We start from the raw sequence: 21,104 nt of genomic DNA on the forward strand, positions 1-21,104 counted from the left end.
TTCGATCGGCTGCCAATCAATCACCTGATCCAACTTCAATAGTGGGAAGCGGTCGATGTGTTTGGCAATCATGGCTTGTGCGGTTTGCTGGAAGAAGGTGCTCATGGAAAATCCCCTAAATGTCTTGATGGGAATTTAGGGGATTTTGGGGAATTTTGCAAAGGTCTCAAAGCATTAGGGTGGTCTGCTGGCAAGCAATATCACTTCGCACCAGGTAGCTACTTTATGGTTACACAAAAAGATGGCAGCCTAAAAATTGTAGCCGATAACGGACAAATGACGCAGGTATCCTTATATTCAGTCCATGTCGGTATTGATGACAATAAAGCATTGGGTGCATTCCAAAATAAACGTGTAATTGCCGAAATGTTCAGTGCATTAAACTATGGCAAGACAAATGAAATTCGTGCGATTTATACCTATGACGTTGGACAAGCCAATGGCTTCAATCAACAATATCTCTCATTAAATGCATGGCGCTATAAAAATGGCGATGGCACTTATGAACTCAATAATCCTTTTAACATCGGCATTTTCGACCGAGTTGCTACTGAAAATGGTATAGTTGCCAATGTCTATGACATGAAGACTAAAAAAGGTTTATCTGCCAAATATACAGGCGTTGCCTATTCTAGCCGAGATGGTAAACAAGACGGTGTGATGAATATGACTGCACAGTTCCATGAACCAGATATGGCTTACAACAATACTGTTTCAAGCAATAACGTTACCTTCAATGGCGCGATTACCAACCGTCGCCTAGATGACAAACGTAATGTATATTTTGCCAGCGGTAATGTAAAAACAGAGAGTGGAATGCCTTCTGCAAGCGCAGGTCAAAAAGTTTCTCTAGTGGGTAGAAACCAAGTTGCTCAAAATGTTACTGTCTGGATGGAAGGAAAAAACCCAGGTGAAAATAAAGTAATTTATGGTCAAGGTAACGTACGTTTTGCCGGTCCAAATGCTGAAGAAGTCGGTGGTTTGTTAAAAATTACTACCAGCCATGGCGAAAACAATATCGGTTTCATTGGCAAACGCTAAGACGCTTACCCAAAGAAATAAGCAGCAGAAGCTTTGCATCTGCTGCTTATTATTTTCCAAGCAAACCCCTCTGCAAATAAACAAAAGCGCAATTGGAGGGGCAACTTAAAATATCCTGAATTATCTGAAAAATATACTCATGAAATCTAATCAATTCATTTTTATTGCGGGCATATTATTTCCCATAATGGTTACTGCCGAAACCATTACCAACCCTGAAACTGAAGCCGATCGCCAAATGGAAAGAATCCAAGAAATGGCCATTCCTAAACCACCGGAGATAGGCACCTCCCTTTTGAATGGTGTCAAGGCTTCTTTGAATGAGCATACTCAGACATTGACATTAGATGATCTAGCCAAACAACCAGAGCTGGCCGAACCTTTGTTAAATCAAGCATTGCAAGCGCGAAACTATATTGCTGCAGAGCAGCTCTTGCCTATATATCGTAAATGGGATAGGCATGATCCTATTTTATTGGATTATGCGCAAGGCGCAATTTGGCGTTCGCAAGGAAAGCATAAAAAAGCCATTACACTTTACCGTAATATTCTTGTTCGACATCCTAATCTTGTTGCCGTCCGTCTAGACTTGGCTGCTATGCTTTATGAGGATAAGCAAACCCGTAATTCACAACATGAATTTAATACTGCCAAAAAGCAAGGTTTACCAGAAGATGTCCTTCCTACTATTGCCCTTTATGAAAACGCTATGGGGCAAAATAAATGGCAATTTTCAGGCAGTCTGAGTTACACCCAAGACAACAATATCAACAACGTTTCAGCTGAGCGTGAAATCCATCTTCCTCAGTTTGATAACTTGGCTTTTGAAAAAAATTCTGACTATCTGCCACAAAAAGGGCATGGTTTTACCTACGCCCTATCCGTTGATCGCGATATCAATCTCAAAGACAACCATTATTTCGCTCTTTCAGGCGATGTCGACGGTGTCAGCTATTGGGATAATCATGATTATGATGATCAAGCGGCAAAGGTCAGTCTTGGTTATAAAAATAAAAGTTTTAAAACAGATAGTTTTGTTATGCCATTTTTAGAAAAGCGTCGCTACGGAAATCATCCTTATTACACGCGTACAGGTGTAGATTTAGGTATTTCACGTTGGATAAAACCAAATTTACGCCTATCTGCCAACGGAACCTTTGCACAAAAAGATTATGCCTATACCAAACGACAAGGGAAAGATTATCAGATTGGATTTGGGGCGACCTACCTGATGAATGATAAAACTTATTTCTTAGGAGGTTTGAATTATGCGCGTGACAAAGTTGAAAATTTCGCAGGCAGCAGCTCCAAACGGATAGGAGGTTACTTAGGTTGGGGGCAAATTTGGGATGAAAATTTCAATAGTCGCCTTATCATTAATTACTACAATGAACGCTTTGATGGAAAACATTACGTCTTTACCGACCGTCATCGTACAGATAATGTCGTGGTTACCAATTTAAGCCTCTGGCACAATAAACTTAGTTTTCTAGGAATTACGCCGAGATTAAATTGGCGATATACAAACAATAACAGCAATATTAACGAACTTCATAGTTATACTAAAAATCGCGTATTTATAGATTTTGAGAAAACGTTTTGAAAAAATTTGATATACACGCACTTTAACTAAATCTATCGAACTTAGTTAAAGGGTCGTCTGAAAGCACATCGGTGCATACAGCAATTAAAAAAGCTGAGTCCTGTCACATACAGAACCCAGCTTTTTATTTAATCCACCAAAGCAGGCTTTTATGATTATCCAATATTTTGGAGCCCAGTGTTTTCAGACGACCTCTTTCCTCAGCCGATCAACTGTTTCAACACTTCCGCTTTGGCTTTATCGTAATCCTCTTGAGAAATCAACCCGCCATCCAACAAGGATTTGAGTTTCACCAATTTTGCCTGCGGGTCTTCAGAGGTCGTCTGAACGTTTTGCGCTGGTTGTGCCGCCGGCTGCATCATGCCCGCCATCGCGCCTGCCATTGCCTGACCGACGCCTGCGCCCACGCCCAAGCCTGCGCCGATTCCGGCAAGTCCGCCTTCGTTTTGCGCGGCGAGCGGGATGGATTCGGCGGTTTGGTATTGGGTGTAGCGTCCCAAGTCGCCGATGACGCCCATGGAAATTTTCTTATCCAAGGCTTCTTGGATGGCGGCAGGCAGAGTGATGCTTTCAACGGTGAAGTTTTCCAGCGTCAAGCCGAGTTTGGCAAATTCCGCGCCGAGCAATTCGCCGATTTTTTGCGACAGCAAAACTTGGTTTGCCGCCATATCTAGAAACGGAATGCCTGAGCTACCGAACGCCGCCGCAAGTTGGGTAACGGCGATATTGCGCAACTGGGTTTCCAACTCGACGCCGCTGTATTCCGCCGCTACGCCGCTGACTTCTTTGAAGAATTTTGCCGGATCGCTGATGCGGTAGGCGTACATGCCGAACGAGCGCAACTGCACCGCGCCGAACTCGGCATCGCGCACGGTAACGGGTTGCGACGTCCCCCATTTCCGAGCAAGCTGTTGTTTGGTATTGAAAAAGTAAACGTCGGATTTAAACGGGGATTCAAAGAGTTTGTCCCAGTTTTTCAGGTTGGTCAGCAGCGGCAGCGTTTGTGTGTTGAGCGTGTAACGCCCCGGTCCGAACACGTCGGCGGTTACGCCCTCGTCAACAAACATCGCCATCTGCGCCTCACGCACGGTCAGGCTCGCGCCGTTTTGGATTTCCTCGTCGGCAATCGGGAAACGCCACATCAGCAGGCTGTCGTCGGGATTCGGCCATTGGATGACGTCGATAAACTGTTTCTTGATAAAGTTGAACATTGCGGTTCCTTATTTTGAAGAATGGGTAACTTGTCGGTTGTAGACATGACATAAGGGCAGAAAACGTATGTTTTCTTCAACCGATTATAAAATCAGGTTAAACACCGGCATTCCTAAGAATATCGGCATAGCGTCGGACTGCTTGCCGCCTGTACTTTATGTACCCGGTCAGTTTTACGCTATTTCGGGGATTTTCGCCGCTAATCGGAAAATGCCCATCGGGAAAATCGTCGGATGAAAAATCTGAGCGGTTGATATATCCGCCAAGCGGTAATTGTTGGGTTTTGTTGGGTCATTATAGAATGGTTAGTGCAATTTTTCTAACTTATCATATTGATTCTAACAAAGAAAAGGAATATACATGCAAAAAACCACCCATTTCTGCTTCGCCGTTTTGGCATTGTCTGCCGCCGTCGGCACACAGGCTGCCCGTCCTGTCGAGTTTACCGTGGGTACGGAATATTACAAAGAGAATTATCGGGAATATAAAGACGGCGAGCGCCTTATGCGTCAAAAGGGAAACCTGTGGTCTCTGACAGGCGGCGTCAAATATCGCTTTAACGACCACCATGCGGCAAAATTAGAAGGACGATACTCCCGAGGCAAGTCGGATTACACAGGAAGGTATCAGGACGGAAGGGGCAATGTAACGGAATACGGCACTGCTACGTTCAACGGCTCTCCGCGCCGCGTCTATGATGTCCGCGCCTTATATGAATATACGCACCCGATTAACGACCGTGTCAGCCTGACCGCCGGAGCCGGCATAGGGCATCGCGTTTTGAAAGATTTGGGTTCCCGCGTCGTAGCAAACAATTACGACCGCAAAAACCGGACCACTTATGCGCAAATCAATGCCGGTGTAAACATTGCGCTTCCTGCCGGTTTCGAAGTTTCACCCAATATCGCCTACAACCATTCCCTGAGAGGCCGTCAGCATTCTTATCATGTCCATCAGGACATTGAAATGAAACAGTCGAGCGGGCACGGCATCGAAGTCGAAGTACCTGTATCTAAAAAATTCGCCAACGAATCTAAAATAAGCGTCGTTCCGTTTTATCGCGGCTGGAAAGTTAAGAAATCGGATACGGCCCTCGTTTATCTGCCAGACGGTATATATGGCTCAACCGAACCTAAAAACTACACCCATGAAGCTGGTGTAAAAGTACGATATACGTTCTGACGCACTGACGGTGCGTTTACCTTTTCAGACGACCTTGCAGACAGGCAGGTCGTCTGAAATTTTTAGTATAGTGGATTAACTTTAAACCAGTACGGCGTTGCCTCGCCTTAGCTCAAAGAGAACGATTCTCTAAGGTGCTGAAGCACCAAGTGAATCGGTTCCGTACTATCTGTACTGTCTGCGGCTTCGTCGCCTTGTCCTGATTTAAAGTTAATCCACTATATTTATGGAAACACACAACTTTCTGAAACCAAGAAAACAGAAACATCAGGTCAGACAAGCAGCATTCAAAATACCGATGGACACGGACACCGCACCAAACAGCGCGCCGACGGCGACGTTGTTGCCGATAAGTTCCTCCGTTGCGCCTTTAATCATCATCGTGGCGACAAAATACACCAAAATCTGAATCACCGCCGCCGCGAGACCCCACAGAATAAAATCAACGAAACTGACGCTGTGGGCAATGCTGGACGCGAGTGTCAGACAAAATCCGACCAGCGCGCCGCCGAATGACAAGGCACAGGCAAGGTTGCCGTTTTTAATCAGCCGCAACTCTTCGGCAGGCGTAATACGCAGATACACCGCGCCGAAAACGACAGTCATCGCTACACCCGCAAGCATATATTGCAGGTAAAGCAGGTATTGGGGCAGGGAAATACTCACGATAGGGATTCCTCGGTATTTTGATATAATGGATTATGCCACAACTCTAAGCCATCTGAAATTAAAGGGGCGCACCACAAACCAACCCTTCCCTACAAAACGGTTTTGGACTCGAAAAACCATGTACTCAAGTTCCAAATCAGCATTTCCGATTCCCAATATACCGTTTTACACATCAAGCCTCTCCATTGTCGAATCATCCATTTTTCAGATTTCAGACGACCCCTATACAACGCCACACCATGACCGCCAACCGCACCCTCATCATCTCCGTCTTCATCGTCGCCAGTTGCGGCCTCGCCTACGAACTCATCATCGCCGCGCTGGCGAGCTATCTTTTGGGCGACAGCATTTTGCAGTTTTCCTCCGTCATCGGACTTTATCTTTTCTCGATGGGCATCGGCGCGCACCTGACCCGCTACATCAAAGACGAAGACGTGTTGCACCGCTTCATCGAAATCGAACTTCTGGTCGGCATCATTGGCGGCATTTCCGCGCTGGCATTGTTCGTCGCTTTCGGGCTTTCCGCCGCCCCGTTCCGCACCCTGCTCTACGCCTTCGTGCTGATTGTCGGCGCGGTCGTCGGCATGGAAATCCCGTTGGTCATGCGTGTGTTAAACCGCAAAGGCGCGGAGTTTAAAGAACTCGTTGCCAAAGTCCTGACCTTCGACTATTTGGGCGCACTCGCCGTTTCCTTGCTCTTCCCGCTTCTCCTCGCCCCCAAACTCGGCATGGCGCGTTCCGCCCTCTTGTTCGGCATCCTCAACGCTGCCGTCGCCTACCTGACCGCACGCGTCTTCAAAGCCGAACTGCCCCGCTACCGCGCCATCCGCCTGCGCGCGCTGATTGTCTTGTCCGTCCTCGCCGTCACCTTCGCCTACGCCGACCGCATCTCCTTCAAAGCCGAACAAAGCTATTTCGGCGACCCCGTCGTCTATCAAAGCCACTCGCCCTACCAGCGGCTCGTCGTTACCCGCTGGAAAGACGACACCCGCCTCTACATCAACGGCAACCTGCAATTCTCCTCGCGCGACGAAGCCCGTTACCACGAAGCCCTCGTCCTGCCCGCCATGCAGATGGTTTCCGACGCCTCCCGCGTCCTCATCCTCGGCGGCGGTGACGGGCTGGCAGCGCGCGAAGTCTTGAAATACCCGCAGGTCAAACACGTTACCTTGGTCGATTTAGACCCCGACATGACCGCTACCTTTAAAACCTCCGTCGCCTTAAGCGCGCTCAACCAAGGCTCGCTGTCCCATCCCAAAATGCACATCGTCAACGACGATGCCGCCAAATGGCTGGAGGGGTCGTCTGAAAAATTCGACGTCATCATCATCGACCTGCCCGACCCGTCCAACTTCTCACTGGGCAAACTCTACTCCGTCCCCATGTACCGCCTCGTCGCCCGCCATCTTCAGCCGCAGGGCAAAATCGTCGTCCAATCCACCTCGCCCTACTTCGCCCCCAACGCCTACTGGTCGGTCGTCGCCACCCTCGAAGCCGCCGGCCTTTCCACCGCGCCTTATCACGTTTACGTCCCATCCTTCGGCGAATGGGGATTTGTATTGGCAGGCTTCGATAAGCAATTCCCCGTCCCGCAGAAATTCGACGTCCCTACGCGTTATCTAAACGCCCAAACCGCCGCCGAAATGTTCCGCTTCCCGCCAGACATGGCAAGGCGCAAGGTCGAGCCGAACTATCTGAACAACCAAATCCTCGTCAGCTATTTCGAAAGCGACTGGCACAACGTAACCCGTTGAGCCGTTTTTCCCAAAACAAAGGTCGTCTGAAAATTTTCAGATGACCTTTTTCATCGCTATTGCTTCACCGGTTTCAAAGTCGGCAAAACCGTATCCCAAATCGCCAGCACTTCGGCTTCGCTGCGCTTCGTCCCGTCTTTCTTCTCCGTGCCGAACTGCATCATGATGCGCGGGTCGCCGCCGTCGCGCTCCCAAAAGAACATATATTTGTTGCCGCCCCATTTCACCAATTTTTCCTCGCCCGACATACCGTTGATGGTGCGTTTGCCTTGGCGGATGGTGCGGGTTAGGGCTTTAACCATTGCGCCTTTCCCCAGATTTACCTTACGTTGCAGCAGCGTCGGCTCGCCTGCCTCCAGTACGTCGCCGTGCATGATTTCCAGACTCATATCGCGTTGCTTGGCAAATTCGACGGTGCTATTGACTTCAAACGGTTTTTTGCCGTCATCGGCGATAAAACCGCCTATCAGGCAGATGCCGTGTCGGTTCGGTACTTCAAACTCCTGTCTTGTCTTCAAACCGTTGATGAAATCTTGACGGAATTTTTTCTCCATGCCGTTTATCAATTCTTTCTCTTGGGCTTTCCAGTTGGCAGGGGCTTTGCCATGATCAGAAGGAATACGGAAATAGCTGCGTACGATATAAGCGTCATCATTATCCAGCTTGAAATATAAATCGGCTTCGTAGGGCATACCACGATCCCTGATAATATGCTCCCATTCAAAATCCCTACGTGTTACCTGCATCATTGCCCGATCCGGAATCAGAGTACGAGTATCAACAACAATTTTTGTTCCTGCTCTACCATTTTCTTTAAACTCGTTGATATTCCTAACGTTTCTATTCCAGTCGTTAAACATGACCATCACACTCCAGCCATTGTAATCAAGGTGTGTGCTCCCATGACGGCGTTTGGACGGCAGGCGTAATTGATAGCGGCCGCTGCAATAGGGCTGTTCGGTCCAATAGGTAGTATCGATGGCGGTTTTGGTGACGGTCGGCGAGGTTTCTGCCGATGGGGAAACAGTAGGCGTGCAGGCTGTGGCTGCGAGAATAAGCGGCAGCGTAGTCAGACGGATAGACATAAATAAGCTCCGTGATTGAATAGAGGTCGTCTGAAAGTATAGTTTGATTCAGACGACCTTTGTCATAAAACGGGCTTGGCGGTATTTATTCAACATAGGCGGAAGAAAACGCGGACAAACTGAACTGATTTTTGCCAAACTACCTCAAGCCGATGCAAATAACACACGGATAGCAAAACCCAACAAAAATCCTGATTTATCAATTAATTGGTTTACCGCATTCAATTCTAACAGGCAAAAAAATAACCGCTAATAAGCGGTTTTTTTGTGGTGCCCAGGGTCGGACTCGAACCGACACACCTTGCGGCGGGGGATTTTGAGTCCCCTGCGTCTACCAATTTCGCCACCTGGGCTGGTGAAGAAGTCGCTATTATAGCGACGTATTCGGGCTTGTAAAGCAAAATCTTTCCTTGTTTGCAGATATATTGCTTATATTTTTGATTTTTAAAAACATTAAATTTATTTTATTTTGTTCCCGACGCGCCCTACTCTTTCCACTTATATCAAACATCATTCATTTTCAGCCGAAAAACGGCATAAACCGCTATATTAAATGTTGCAAACGCGCTAAGATGGCGGCGTTCGTTTCATTTTTTATTTTCAGACGACGTTCACACACCATACCCGCATTGGAGAATTTTTATGATGCCTACTGCAATCCGTACCGCCCTTTTGGGCGCATTCGCCCTTACCGCACTTGCTGCCTGCAAACCTGAAGCCAAAACGCCGGAGCAAAACCCTGCGCCTGCTTCAGCTGCTTCTTCAACAGCGTCCGCCCCAGCCGCAACGCCTGCTTCTTCTCCTGAAACGACGACCTCGCTTAATGCTGCTACCGCTCCCAAACCGCAAGGTCCGGGAACAGATATGCGTAAAGAGGACATCGGCGGCGATTTCACGCTGACCGACGGCGACGGTAAGCCGTTCAGCTTAAGCGACCTGAAAGGCAAAGTCGTGATCCTGTCCTTCGGCTATACACACTGCCCCGACGTTTGTCCGACCGAATTGTTGACTTACAGCGACACATTGAAACAGCTGGGCGATCAGGCGAAAGATGTGAAAGTAGTGTTCGTCAGCATCGACCCCGAGCGCGACACGCCTGAAGTCATCAGCAAATACGTCAAGCAGTTCAATCCTGAATTTATCGGTCTGACTGCGACAGGCGACCAAAGCCTGCCGGTCATCAAACAGCAATACCGCGTGGTTTCCTCCAAAGTGGTTCAGAAGGAAGACAGCGAGAACTATCTGGTTGACCACTCTTCCGGCGCGTATCTGATTGATAAAAACGGCGAAGTGGCGATTTTCTCACCTTACGGCAGCGAGCCGGCAACTATTGCCGCCGACATCAAAAAACTGCTTTGATCCACATGGGGTCGTCTGAATGCCGGTCGCGGTTTTCAGACGACCTTTTTCCCATCTGAAACATACAATGGAGAAAGTCAGACCGCCTGCTTGATACAGGTTCAAAGTCTGACGGCACACAACAACAATGACTGAAAACACACTGACCATCGCCCTGTCCAAAGGACGCATCTTTGAAGAAACGTTGCCGCTTTTGGCAGCGGCGGGCATTGTTCCCGCCGAAGCGCCTGAGAAATCGCGCAAGCTGATTATCGGCACCAACCATGAAAACATCCGCCTCGTCATCGTCCGCGCCACCGACGTGCCGACTTACGTCCAATACGGCGCGGCAGACTTCGGCATCGCAGGCAAAGACGTTTTAATCGAACACGGCGGCAGCGGGCTTTATCAGCCGCTGGATTTGCACATCGCCGAATGCCGCATGATGGTCGCCGTCCAAAAAGGTTTCGACTACGCCGCCGCCTCGCAGCCCGGCAGCCGCCTGCGCATCGCGACGAAATATCCCAACATCGCCGCCGAACATTTCGCCGGCAAAGGCGTACACGTCGACATCATCAAACTCTACGGCTCGATGGAGCTTGCGCCACTGGTCGGTCTGAGCGACGCCATCGTCGATTTGGTCTCCACCGGTAACACGCTTAAGGCAAACGGCTTGGAAGCGGTCGAACACGTTGTCGATATTTCCAGCCGTCTGGTGGTCAACAAAGCCGCATTGAAAACCAAACACGCACTACTGGAGCCGATTATTCAGGCATTCGGCAGCGCAGCGAAGGCGGGGTGAGTGTTCACTTGAATGAAGATGCGTTTTCAGACGACCCTATCCGTTCCCGCCGACAGGTCGTCTGAAAATATCACCGGCAGTAAACTGTATAGGAGAAGTTAAAATGGTTGCAAAAATAAAAAAATTTTCAGATTCAACCCTTTCCGTTTTGAATAACGGCGAGCGTCGGTTTTACGTCTATTGTCTGACCGACCTGAAAAAAGACAAAATCCTCTACATCGGCAAAGGCTGCGACAACCGCATCTTTGAGCATGAACAAGCCGCCCGTTCGCAAGACGGCGAATTCGGCGATATTGACGTACCGGAACGCAAAGCCATCGCCAAATGCAAAAAACTCGGCCGCCATATTATCAGCTACCATTTGACCGAAGCCGAAGCGCAAGCCGCCGAAACTGCCCTGATTCATTTCGTCAAATCCGTTGTCGATAAAAAGTTCAAAAACAAATCTGCCGGATGCGGCGCAGGCGGCATCAGCGCGGAAGAACTCGACGAACGCTTCAAATTCACGCCCTGCCCGCTCGACGAATTCAACCCCGACGGACTCGTTCTCGCCGTCAAAATCCAAGACGCTTTGGACTTGGATACCGACGAAGAAGCCGAATACAGCTTCGACAACCAAGACGATGCAAATCTCAAATCGCGTACGTTGGGCAACTGGGTTATCGGTAAAGATGTCGCTTCAAAAGTGAAATACGTTATCGGCGTTCACACCGGACTGCAAAACGCCGTCGTCAGCGCGTATGAAGTGGACGTTTTTGAAACAATGGCTGAAGAAACCAAAAACGGCAGGACACAAACCCGTTACCGTTTCCATACCGCCTCGTCCAGCAAAAAAGTGCTGTCCAAGCTCGGTCTGCACCAAAAATGCCTGCCCGAATTGAAGTTCGGCGGAGCAGGCGAAAAGGCGTATATCAGACCTAAAACAGAGACAGAAACTGAACAAGACAATATTCAGACAACCCTCAGTCCAAAAATAAAAAAGGAGAAAACCAAATCATGAAAAAACTCAACACCCAATCGCCCGATTTCCAAGCCGAACTCAAAGCCCTGCTGGCCTTTGAGACCGCGCAAAATCCGGAAATCGACCGCATTGTCGCCGACATCTGCGCCGACGTGCAGAAGCGCGGCGATGTGGCACTCATCGAATACACCAACCGCTTCGACGGCACATCCGCCCAAACCATAGCCGACCTCATCCTGACGCAAAATGATTTGCAGGCAGCGTTTGAGCGTTTGCAGCCAGAAATTCAAACCGCCTTGAAAATCGCCGCCGCACGGGTCGAAAGCTACCACCAACGCCAAAAAATGGAATCGTGGACGTACGAAGACGAAGACGGCACGCGGTTGGGACAACAGATTACACCGCTCGACCGCGTCGGCATTTACGTTCCCGGCGGCAAAGCGGCGTATCCGAGTTCCGTCATCATGAACGCCATGCCCGCCCATGTCGCAGGCGTGAAAGAAATCATCATGGTCGTCCCCACGCCCAAAGGCGAACGCAACGACATTGTACTTGCCGCCGCCTTCGTCGCGGGCGTTACTAAAGTCTTCACCGTCGGCGGCGCGCAGGCGGTTGCCGCCCTCGCCTACGGCACCGAGTCCGTACCGCAGGTCGATAAAATCACCGGCCCGGGCAACGCCTTCGTCGCCGCCGCCAAACGCCGCGTGTTCGGCGTGGTCGGTATCGACATGGTGGCGGGGCCGTCTGAAATCCTCGTTATCGCCGACGGCACCACGCCCGCCGACTGGGTGGCGATGGATTTGTTCAGCCAAGCCGAACACGACGAAATCGCCCAAGCCATCCTCATCGGCACGTCGCAGCCCTATCTCGACGAAGTCCAAGCCGCCATGAACCGCCTCATCGAAACCATGCCCCGCCGCGACATTATCGAAGCCTCGCTCGGCAACAGGGGCGCGATGATACTCGCCAAAGACTTGGACGAAGCCTGCGAAATCGCCAACTACATTTCCCCCGAACACTTGGAATTGTCGGTAGAAAACCCGCAGCAATGGGCGAAAAAAATCCGCCACGCCGGCGCGATTTTCATGGGACGCTACACCAGCGAAAGCCTCGGCGACTACTGCGCCGGCCCCAACCACGTCCTGCCCACCAGCCGTACCGCCCGCTTCTCCTCGCCGCTGGGCACTTACGACTTCCAAAAACGCTCCAGCCTGATCCAAGTCTCTGAACAAGGCGCGCAGAAACTGGGCAAAACCGCCAGCGTGTTGGCACACGGCGAAAGCCTGACCGCCCACGCGCGCTCAGCGGAATTCAGGTTGAAAGACTGATTCGGGCGAACCCGCCATCCATCAAAAAGCAAAGGTCGTCTGAAAACCTGTTTTTAGGGTATTCAGACGACCTCTATTAAAAGAAACATCATGAAACAAGCCATTCAAGAAAAACTCACCCACATCGCCCATACCGAGCCGCTGCATTTCCTGCTGGCGGTAGAGAGCGGCAGCCGCGCATGGGGCTTTGCCTCGCCCGACAGCGATTACGACGTGCGCGCCATTTATATCCGTCCGCAGCCATATTATCTGCAAATCGACGAAGCAAAAGACACGTTTGAATTTATCGAAAACCAATGGTTTGACGTTGGCGGCTGGGACATCCGCAAAGCGTTGCGCCTGCTGCGGAAAAGCAATGCCACGCTGCTCGAATGGCTGCGTTCGCCGATGGTTTATACGCAGGACGATGATTTCACAAGCCGTCTGAACGCGCTTGCGCCGCAATACGCCCAAGCCGCCGCGCTGCTGCACCATTATCGCGGCATCGCGGGCAACGCTTTGAGAAACATGGATTTGGCACAACCCGTCAAACTGAAAAAATGGTTTTACGTCTTGCGTCCGCTGCTCGCGGCACGGTGGGCAGTCAAACAAGGCGGCATCCCGCCGATGACGCTGGCGGAACTGATGAGCGAATGGCAAACGGACTGCGCCGCCCAAATCGCCGATTTGGTGGCCATCAAGGCGGAACAGGACGAAAGTTACCTGCATACGCTGTCGCCCGAATTGCAACGATTGACCGTTGATTTATATAACGAAGTTTCCGAATTATCCGCCCCTGCCACCCAAGCCGCCGACAGCGCGCCGCTGAATGAATTGTTCCGCGAAACTTTGGCGGCGGTTTATCCGTAAAACCAAAAGCAGTCTGCAACCTCCCCCTCTTTTTTGTTTTAGAGAAAACACCATGAATATCAAAATATTACTAATTTCTGCATTATTCCTGTCCGGTACTGCCTTTTCCGCACCCATCGACAAAGACACCTTGTTTTATTGCCAATTCAACAACGGCAAACAAGTCCGCATTGAGCAGCATGGCGACAAAATCCGCTACCGCTTCGGCAAAAATCTTGCACGCCCCGAATTGGCGTTCGAGCAGCCTGCAAACCAAGTTTTCCGAAACTATTTGACACCGCTTTTGGACGACAACCAACGCAGAGAAATTATCGAAATCTATCTACGTAACGGCAGCGCATCCTACGTAGCTACCGTAACCAGCACCATCGGCAAACCCGAATACACCTTGTCCGCCGAAAATGCAGACACAAAACACATCATGACCTGCAAAGAACGCGGCGCATTCGTCAATTTGCGCATGGCGCTGGACTTGATGCCCGTACTGCTCGATACCTATTGAATAATTGCCGAAACCATTTAGGCAGGTGCAGCGGGCAGGTATGGCCGGCACGTTTTCAGGCAGCCATTTCCCTTTTTCCGGCCGTCTGAAAAACCGCAAGTCGGATTACCAAATCCGACACACACCAAAGGCAGCCTGAACGTGCAGGCTGCTTTTCAATGCCCAACCACCTCACAAAAGGTCGTCTGAAAATGCTCACCATCGAAGATTTGCACACACAAAACCTGCTTCTGCTCGAAGCCGTTTCCGGCAGCCGCGCCTACGGTTTGGCGACGCCCGAATCCGATACCGACATCAAAGGCGTGTTTTACCTGCCCAAATCCATGTTTTACGGCATGGAATACATCCCGCAAATCAGCAACGAAACCAACGACATCGTTTATTACGAGCTGGGGCGGTTTATCGAGCTTTTGCTGCAAAGCAACCCGAACACGCTGGAACTGCTCGCCTCGCCGCCCGACTGCGTGCACTACCGCTCGCCGCTGATGGACGCGTTCAAAACCGAATGGTTTGTATCCAAAGCCTGCCGTCAGAGTTTCGCCGGATACGCCTACGGACAAATCAAAAAAGCACGCGGGCTGAACAAGAAAATCAGCAACCCGATGTCGTCTGAAAAGAAAAGCGTGCTCGATTTCTGCCACATCGTAGAAGGCGCGCAAACCGTGCCGCTGCGGCACTGGCTTTCGCAACGCGGAATGGAGCAGCGGCGCGTTGGTTTGGTCAAAATCGCCCACGCCCGCGAACTCTACGCCCTGTTTTACGACCCCGACGGCATGCGCGGCTACCACGGCATCGCGCTCAAACCCGAAGCCACCAACCTCTCCCTCAGCTCCGTTCCCGAAGGCGAAACCCCGCTTGCCTACCTCTCCTTCAACCAAGATGGATACAGCAGCTACTGCCGCGAATACACCTCCTATCAGCAATGGCTGGCGGAACGTAACGAAACGCGCTACCAAGGCACGCAGGCACACGGACAGGGCTACGACGCCAAAAACATGATGCACACCTTCCGCCTGCTCGAAACCGCCCGCGACATCGCCCGCCACGGCGAAATCCGCCCGCGCCGCCCCAACCGCGACGAACTGCTCGCCATCAAACGCGGCGAATCTTCCTACGAAGACCTGCTGGGAAAAGCGGAACGGCTGATGGCAGAAGTGGAAACAGCGTTTGAGGCCGCCGACCTGCCCGAAACGGTAAATGCCGCTTCGGCTTTGGCGGCTTTGGTTGATGTGAGGGAAAAAATTTACGGATAGATGGCGAAAGGTCGTCTGAAAATGAGTACGGCAAGGTTTATCACGAATGGACTTTATAGTGGATTAAAATTGCAATGATACGGCGTTGCCAACGCCCTTATGTACTACCCGTACACAGCGGGCGTTGCCGCCTTGTCTCATTTTTATTTTAATCCACTATAAAAATCGCTCCATTTGAACCAAACATCAGCCCAATAAATAAAGAGGTCGTCTGAAAATCTGTTTTCAGACGACCCCTATCTTTTTAAAACTCAATAATCTTTTTCAAATCAATCCGCTTCCAACACCACTTTCATGGCTTGGTTTTCAGCGGCGTGTTTGAACACGTCGTAGGCTTTTTCCAATTCGCTGAATTTGAAGCGGTGGGTCAGCATTTTGGTGTAATCGACGGAGCTGCTGGAAATTGCCTTCATCAGCATTTCAGTGGTATTGGCGTTTACCAAGCCGGTTGTGATGGCGAGGTTTTTAATCCAGAGTTTTTCCAGTTTGAAATCAACGGATTGACCATGCACGCCGACGACGGCGATATGACCGCCCGGTTTGACGATGTCTTGGCACATATTCCATGTGGCGGGGATACCGACGGCTTCAATGGCGCAGTCCACGCCGTCTTCGCCGACGATGGCAAAGACTTGTTTGGAGACGTCGCCTGAAGCGGGGCTGATTGTATGGGTCGTGCCCAATTCTTTCGCCAGTTTCAAACGGTTTTCGTCCATATCGCAAACGATAATGGCGGCGGGGCTGTACAGTTGGGCGGTCAACAGGGCGGACATACCGACAGGGCCTGCGCCTGCGATGAATACGGTGTCGCCGGGTTTGACATCGCCGTATTGCACGCCGATTTCGTGGGCGGTCGGCAAGGCGTCGCTCAACAGCAGGGCGACTTCTTCGTTAACGTTGTCGGGCAGCGGAACGAGGCTGTTGTCGGCATAAGGCGTGCGGACGTATTCAGCTTGCGTGCCGTCAATCATGTAGCCCAAAATCCAGCCGCCGTTACGGCAGTGTGAATAGAGTTGGATTTTGCAGTTGTCGCAAGTACAGCATTTGCTGACGCATGAAATAATGACTTTATCGCCGACTTTGATGTTTTTTACAGCCTCGCCGACTTCTTCTACAATACCGATGCCTTCATGGCCGAGAATACGGCCGTCGGCGACTTCGGGGTTTTTGCCTTTCCAAATACCCAAGTCGGTACCGCAAATCGTGGTTTTGACGATTTTCACCACTGCGTCGGTCGGGTCGATAATCTGCGGACGGGGTTTTTCTTCAAAACGGATGTCGTTTGCGCCGTGATAAACCATTGCTTTCATGCTGATACTCCTTGCTTGTTGATAAATAATTTCAATACCGCAATAAAGTCTCTTTATATGAGTTATATACCCCTACAAAAAATAAGTCAATAAGAATTATTTTCACGATGTTATACCATAACATGCTGTTTTAAATATAAATAAAACCCCCGATTGATATTAATGAACACACCCATCCCCTTCTACGAACGACTCATCCGCTGGCAAAAACAACACGGTCGCCACCACCTGACTTGGCAAGTGCAAAACCCTTATTGCGTCTGGCTTTCCGAAATCATGCTCCAGCAGACGCAGGTCGCCACCGTTTTAGACTACTATCCGCGTTTCTTGGAAAAATTCCCGACCGTACAAACGCTTGCCGCCGCGCCGCAAGACGAAGTGTTGTCGCTGTGGGCGGGCTTGGGTTATTACAGCCGCGCGCGCAATCTGCACAAAGCCGCGCAACAAGTCGTCGAACAATTCAACGGCACGTTTCCGTCGGAGCGTAAAGACTTGGAAACCCTCTGCGGCGTAGGCAGAAGCACCGCCGCCGCCATTTGCGCCTTCGCCTTCAACCGCCGCGAAACCATTTTGGACGGCAACGTCAAACGCGTGCTCTGCCGCGTGTTCGCCCGCGACGGCAATCCGCAGGACAAAAAATTTGAAAACTCACTCTGGACGCTTGCCGAAAGCCTGCTGCCGTCTGAAAACGCCGATATGCCCGCCTACACGCAAGGCTTGATGGACTTGGGCGCAACCGTGTGCAAACGGACAAAGCCCTTGTGCCATCAATGCCCGATGGCGAACATCTGCGAAGCGAAAAAGCAAAACCGCATCGCCGAGTTACCGCGCAAAAAAACCGCCCCCGAAGTGCAATCCCTGCCGCTTTACTGGCTGATTGTCCGCAACCCAGACGGCGCAATCTTGCTGGAAAAACGCCCCGCTAAAGGCATTTGGGGCGGGTTGTATTGCGTGCCATGTTTTGAAAAATTGGACGAAGCATACGCTTGCGCCGAAAAGCTCGGCATCGTTTCAGGCGACCTCGAAGAACAACCCGCCCTCACCCACCGCCTGACGCACCGTTTATTGATGATTACGCCGTTGGAAGCGCAAACCAGCTCGTCTGAAAATACAGCCTTGCTGCCAAACTGCCTCTGGGTTAAACCCGAAAATCTGGCGGATTACGGCTTGCCCAAACCGCTGGCGGATTATTTGAAACAACGACAGCAAGCATTGTTTTGAAAATGCTTGAAAATCAAACTCACAGCATCCAACTCTAAAACATAATAAACATATCCGCACGCACCCGTCAGGAATCCCATGCACACCCTTCCCCTGCTTACTCAACAATTCGCCGAACTCTCGCCGTTTTTCTATTCCCGCGTTTCTCCCGAACCGCTGACCGCGCCCTACTGGGTCGCCTTCAACACCGATTTGGCGGCAGAGTTGAATCTCGATACAGATTTTCAGACGACCGCCAACCTTGCCTACCTCAGCGGCAACGCGCCGCAATACGCACCCGCGCCCATTGCCGGCGTTTACAGCGGCCATCAGTTCGGCGTCTATACTCCGCGCCTCGGCGACGGACGCGCCATTCTGATTGGCGATTCCGTCGATGCCGCGAGACAACGCCAAGAGTGGCAGCTTAAAGGCGCAGGCAAAACGCCCTACTCCCGCTTTGCCGACGGACGCGCCGTCTTGCGCTCCTCCATCCGCGAATACCTCTGTTCCGAAGCCATGCACGGTCTCGGCATCCCCACGACCCGCGCCCTCGCCCTGTGCGGCAGCGACGACCCCGTTTATCGGGAAACCGTCGAAACCGCCGCCGTCCTCACCCGCATCGCCCCGAGCTTTCTGCGTTTCGGCCATTTCGAATACTTCTACTACACCGGCCGCGAAGCCGAAATCCAACAACTTGCCGACTACCTCATCCGGCATTACTACCCCGACTGCCAAGATGCCGACAACCCCTACGCCGCCCTGTTAAAACAAATCCGCAACCGCACCGCCGATACCGTCGCCGCATGGCAAAGCGTCGGCTTCTGCCACGGCGTGATGAATACCGACAACATGTCTGCATTGGGGCTGACCATAGACTACGGCCCTTTCGGCTTCCTCGACGACTACGACCGCCGCCACGTCTGCAACCATTCCGACACCCAAGGCCGCTACGCCTACAATGCCCAGCCCTTCGTCGCCCATTGGAATTTCGCCGCCCTCGCCTCCTGCTTCGACGCCCTCGTCCCACACGACACCCTCGAACAGCTCATCGACGGCTGGACAGAAGTTTTTCAGACGACCTATTTAGAAAAAATGCGCTGCAAACTCGGTTTGCAGCAAGCAGACCAAAGAGACGACGAAAGCCTTATCGTCGACCTCTTCGCCGCCCTGCAAGATCAAAAAACCGACTTCACCCTGTTTTTCAGAAACCTATCCGAAGTCAGCAATATGCACGGCGAACCCCTCCCGCCCAAACTCGAACAAACCTTCAAAAACGGCGTTCCACCCGCCTTCACCCGCTGGCTCGGTCGCTACCGCCAACGCCTGCGCGCCGAAAACAACGATCCCGCCGAACGCGCAACACGCATGAGCCGAACCAATCCGCTCTACATCCTGCGCAACTACCTTGCCGAACAAGCCATCGCCCAAGCCCGAAACGGCGACTACCGCGAAATCGAACGCCTGCGTCGCTGCCTCGCCCGTCCCTTTGACGAACAGGCAGAGTTCGCCGACCTTGCCGAACCGCCGCCCGAAGGCAGCATTCCGGTTTGCGTCAGTTGTTCAAGTTAAACGTTGAAAACAGACAAGTTGGAAACAGACAAAAAGGTCGTCTGAAAATTTTCAGACGACCTTGACCGTAAAGAACGATATCAACAAAAATACACCCATACCCTATTTAAACGGTGGCACATCTTTTGCAACCGAACAGACTGATCAAAAAGGAAAACAGATGAAAACCATCCGCATCAAAATCTGCGGCATCACCCGCGCCGAAGACGCCCGAAAAGCCGCCGAACTGGGCGTCGATGCCATCGGCTTGGTTTTTTACGCAGCCAGCAAACGTGCCGTCACGCCCGAACAGGCAAAAAAAATCGTGGCAGCCCTTCCCCCTTTCGTCTCCGTCGTTGCCTTATTCGTCAATGAAACAGCGGAAACCATACGCGAAACCCTACGGCAAGTACCCATCGACATCATCCAATTTCACGGCGACGAAGACGATGAATTTTGCCGTCAGTTTGACCACCCCTATCTCAAAGCCATACGCGTCCAATCCGCTTCAGACATCGAAGCCGCACAAACCCGATTCCCCAACGCCCGCACCCTGTTGTTTGATGCCTACCATCCCAACGAATACGGCGGCACAGGACTGAGCTTCGATTGGGCGCTGTTGCCGGACAATCTGACCAAACCTTGGATTCTGGCAGGCGGCTTGACCCCGCAAAACATTGCAGAAGCCATCCAAACCAGCAATGCGGCGGCAGTCGATGTTTCAGGCGGCGTGGAAAGCGCCGGCGGCATTAAAGACGAAGCCAAAATGGCCGCCTTCATCCAAGCCGTCCGCGCTATTCGGTAAACCGTTCTTTTGACAACGAAAACCGCTGACGCATTTTATGCACCTTATACGGAAACAAGCATCCTGTACCTTATACAACACACAACTTACTCATTGATTTATATGATATTTTCAGAAAAACGAGCGTATTACACAGCACCAATTGGGCAGCAATCTGCCGTTTCCTCAAAAAATATAAAATTTTTGCATATAAAAAATTGACAAACCGATGCCTTTCATACATAATGACGCCCGTTGAGTTGCTTGATGCAGCTTGATTTTTCTCCTCTATTTCTCCTTTGTAGACTTGGCGCATATCCCAAACGATATGCGCATTTTTTTGTCTTGATTTTCTAAGTCATCCAATAAGCTCAAATAAAACAATATATTTCCCCCTCTTCTTCCATTCTCTCGCATACGAAAACCCATCTCTGAAAACCTTGCAATCCACGATAAAAACGAAAAAACAAAACCCCATGCGAACACGCGCCAAGTCAGAAATGATGGTCGTAAAGCGCGGTCTACCTTTATCCTCCGTTCATTTGAAATACCAATAAAAAAGGTCGTCTGAAAACTGAACTGGCCCCCAAATCTTGGACACTCATAAAAGCCTATTATTCAGGCGCTCTGTGTAAGCTGGGTTCTGTATGCGACAGGACTCAGCTTTTTCAATTTCAAACTGC

Annotated in this window: 18 protein-coding genes, 1 tRNA gene and 1 pseudogene; 14 read left to right on the plus strand and 6 right to left on the minus strand. The window is 50.9% G+C overall.

What is annotated here, in order from left to right; genetic code table 11:
* Nucleotides 1–105: pseudogene (locus AAG834_RS11470) on the minus strand (IS5/IS1182 family transposase); the annotation flags it as partial.
* Nucleotides 106–225: 120 nt separating this feature from the next.
* Here AAG834_RS11470 and AAG834_RS11475 point away from each other — a divergent pair.
* Entirely contained in the window at nucleotides 226–1,041 is an 816-nt protein-coding gene (locus tag AAG834_RS11475) for a hypothetical protein (protein WP_342032199.1), read from the plus strand.
* Nucleotides 1,042–1,180: 139 nt separating this feature from the next.
* Complete coding sequence (locus tag AAG834_RS11480; RefSeq protein WP_070511787.1) at nucleotides 1,181–2,644, plus strand: surface lipoprotein assembly modifier; 1,464 nt, start codon at nucleotides 1,181–1,183, stop codon at nucleotides 2,642–2,644.
* Between the two features lie 200 nt (nucleotides 2,645–2,844).
* Here the strand turns inward: AAG834_RS11480 and AAG834_RS11485 are convergent, their stop codons facing one another.
* Nucleotides 2,845–3,855 carry an SPFH domain-containing protein gene (locus tag AAG834_RS11485; protein ID WP_342032200.1) on the minus strand — a complete coding sequence of 337 codons (1,011 nt, stop codon included), beginning with the start codon at nucleotides 3,853–3,855 and terminating at the stop codon, nucleotides 2,845–2,847.
* A gap of 361 nt (nucleotides 3,856–4,216) precedes the next feature.
* Between AAG834_RS11485 and AAG834_RS11490 the strand changes: the two genes are divergently transcribed.
* Nucleotides 4,217–5,038: a DUF6850 family outer membrane beta-barrel protein gene (locus AAG834_RS11490; RefSeq protein WP_342032201.1), complete on the plus strand. Its 822-nt coding sequence runs from the start codon at nucleotides 4,217–4,219 to the stop codon at nucleotides 5,036–5,038.
* 267 nt (nucleotides 5,039–5,305) lie between these two features.
* Here the strand turns inward: AAG834_RS11490 and AAG834_RS11495 are convergent, their stop codons facing one another.
* Nucleotides 5,306–5,704: a DUF350 domain-containing protein gene (locus AAG834_RS11495; protein WP_342032202.1), complete on the minus strand. Its 399-nt coding sequence runs from the start codon at nucleotides 5,702–5,704 to the stop codon at nucleotides 5,306–5,308.
* 227 nt (nucleotides 5,705–5,931) lie between these two features.
* Between AAG834_RS11495 and AAG834_RS11500 the strand changes: the two genes are divergently transcribed.
* Nucleotides 5,932–7,461 carry a polyamine aminopropyltransferase gene (locus AAG834_RS11500; protein WP_342032210.1) on the plus strand — a complete coding sequence of 510 codons (1,530 nt, stop codon included), beginning with the start codon at nucleotides 5,932–5,934 and terminating at the stop codon, nucleotides 7,459–7,461.
* A 56-nt stretch (nucleotides 7,462–7,517) separates the two neighbouring features.
* Here AAG834_RS11500 and AAG834_RS11505 read toward each other — a convergent pair whose 3' ends face one another.
* Both AAG834_RS11505 and AAG834_RS11510 read right to left on the minus strand, forming a co-directional pair.
* Nucleotides 7,518–8,546: a T6SS immunity protein Tli4 family protein gene (locus tag AAG834_RS11505; RefSeq protein ID WP_342032203.1), complete on the minus strand. Its 1,029-nt coding sequence runs from the start codon at nucleotides 8,544–8,546 to the stop codon at nucleotides 7,518–7,520.
* 268 nt (nucleotides 8,547–8,814) lie between these two features.
* A tRNA-Leu gene (locus tag AAG834_RS11510) sits at nucleotides 8,815–8,899 on the minus strand.
* A gap of 289 nt (nucleotides 8,900–9,188) precedes the next feature.
* Here AAG834_RS11510 and AAG834_RS11515 point away from each other — a divergent pair.
* The 7 genes from AAG834_RS11515 (at nucleotide 9,189) to AAG834_RS11545 (ending at nucleotide 15,579) form a co-directional block, all read left to right on the plus strand.
* A complete protein-coding gene (locus AAG834_RS11515; protein WP_342032204.1) occupies nucleotides 9,189–9,905 on the plus strand; it encodes an SCO family protein in 717 nt (238 codons plus the stop codon).
* Nucleotides 9,906–10,032: 127 nt separating this feature from the next.
* Nucleotides 10,033–10,686, plus strand: a complete 654-nt coding sequence (gene hisG, locus AAG834_RS11520; protein ID WP_070511798.1) for an ATP phosphoribosyltransferase — start codon at nucleotides 10,033–10,035, stop codon at nucleotides 10,684–10,686.
* A 103-nt stretch (nucleotides 10,687–10,789) separates the two neighbouring features.
* Complete coding sequence (locus AAG834_RS11525) at nucleotides 10,790–11,686, plus strand: endonuclease (protein WP_342032205.1); 897 nt, start codon at nucleotides 10,790–10,792, stop codon at nucleotides 11,684–11,686.
* A complete protein-coding gene (hisD, locus tag AAG834_RS11530; RefSeq protein WP_342032206.1) occupies nucleotides 11,683–12,975 on the plus strand; it encodes a histidinol dehydrogenase in 1,293 nt (430 codons plus the stop codon). Before AAG834_RS11525 ends, hisD begins: the two co-directional genes overlap by 4 nt.
* 90 nt (nucleotides 12,976–13,065) lie before the next feature.
* Nucleotides 13,066–13,824, plus strand: coding sequence for a nucleotidyltransferase domain-containing protein (locus AAG834_RS11535; protein ID WP_342032207.1), 759 nt, complete (start codon nucleotides 13,066–13,068; stop codon nucleotides 13,822–13,824).
* A gap of 52 nt (nucleotides 13,825–13,876) precedes the next feature.
* Nucleotides 13,877–14,326, plus strand: a complete 450-nt coding sequence (locus AAG834_RS11540) for a hypothetical protein (RefSeq protein ID WP_070511809.1) — start codon at nucleotides 13,877–13,879, stop codon at nucleotides 14,324–14,326.
* 191 nt (nucleotides 14,327–14,517) lie between these two features.
* Entirely contained in the window at nucleotides 14,518–15,579 is a 1,062-nt protein-coding gene (locus AAG834_RS11545; RefSeq protein ID WP_342032211.1) for a nucleotidyltransferase domain-containing protein, read from the plus strand.
* 269 nt (nucleotides 15,580–15,848) lie between these two features.
* On the opposite strand, the gene AAG834_RS11550 is transcribed toward AAG834_RS11545, so the two are convergent.
* Complete coding sequence (locus tag AAG834_RS11550) at nucleotides 15,849–16,889, minus strand: zinc-dependent alcohol dehydrogenase family protein (RefSeq protein ID WP_070773709.1); 1,041 nt, start codon at nucleotides 16,887–16,889, stop codon at nucleotides 15,849–15,851.
* A gap of 162 nt (nucleotides 16,890–17,051) precedes the next feature.
* On the opposite strand from AAG834_RS11550, the gene mutY reads away from it, so the two are divergent.
* From mutY to AAG834_RS11565, 3 genes are all read left to right on the plus strand, one after another.
* Nucleotides 17,052–18,110, plus strand: coding sequence for an A/G-specific adenine glycosylase (mutY, locus tag AAG834_RS11555; RefSeq protein ID WP_342032208.1), 1,059 nt, complete (start codon nucleotides 17,052–17,054; stop codon nucleotides 18,108–18,110).
* Nucleotides 18,111–18,188: 78 nt separating this feature from the next.
* Nucleotides 18,189–19,658, plus strand: coding sequence for a protein adenylyltransferase SelO (locus AAG834_RS11560; RefSeq protein WP_342032209.1), 1,470 nt, complete (start codon nucleotides 18,189–18,191; stop codon nucleotides 19,656–19,658).
* Between the two features lie 97 nt (nucleotides 19,659–19,755).
* Nucleotides 19,756–20,442: a phosphoribosylanthranilate isomerase gene (locus tag AAG834_RS11565; protein ID WP_342032212.1), complete on the plus strand. Its 687-nt coding sequence runs from the start codon at nucleotides 19,756–19,758 to the stop codon at nucleotides 20,440–20,442.
* Nucleotides 20,443–21,104: the final 662 nt, after the last annotated feature.

This window comes from Neisseria sp. Marseille-Q2251 (assembly GCF_940793045.1).
In the GTDB taxonomy this organism is placed as follows: Bacteria; Pseudomonadota; Gammaproteobacteria; order Burkholderiales; family Neisseriaceae; genus Neisseria.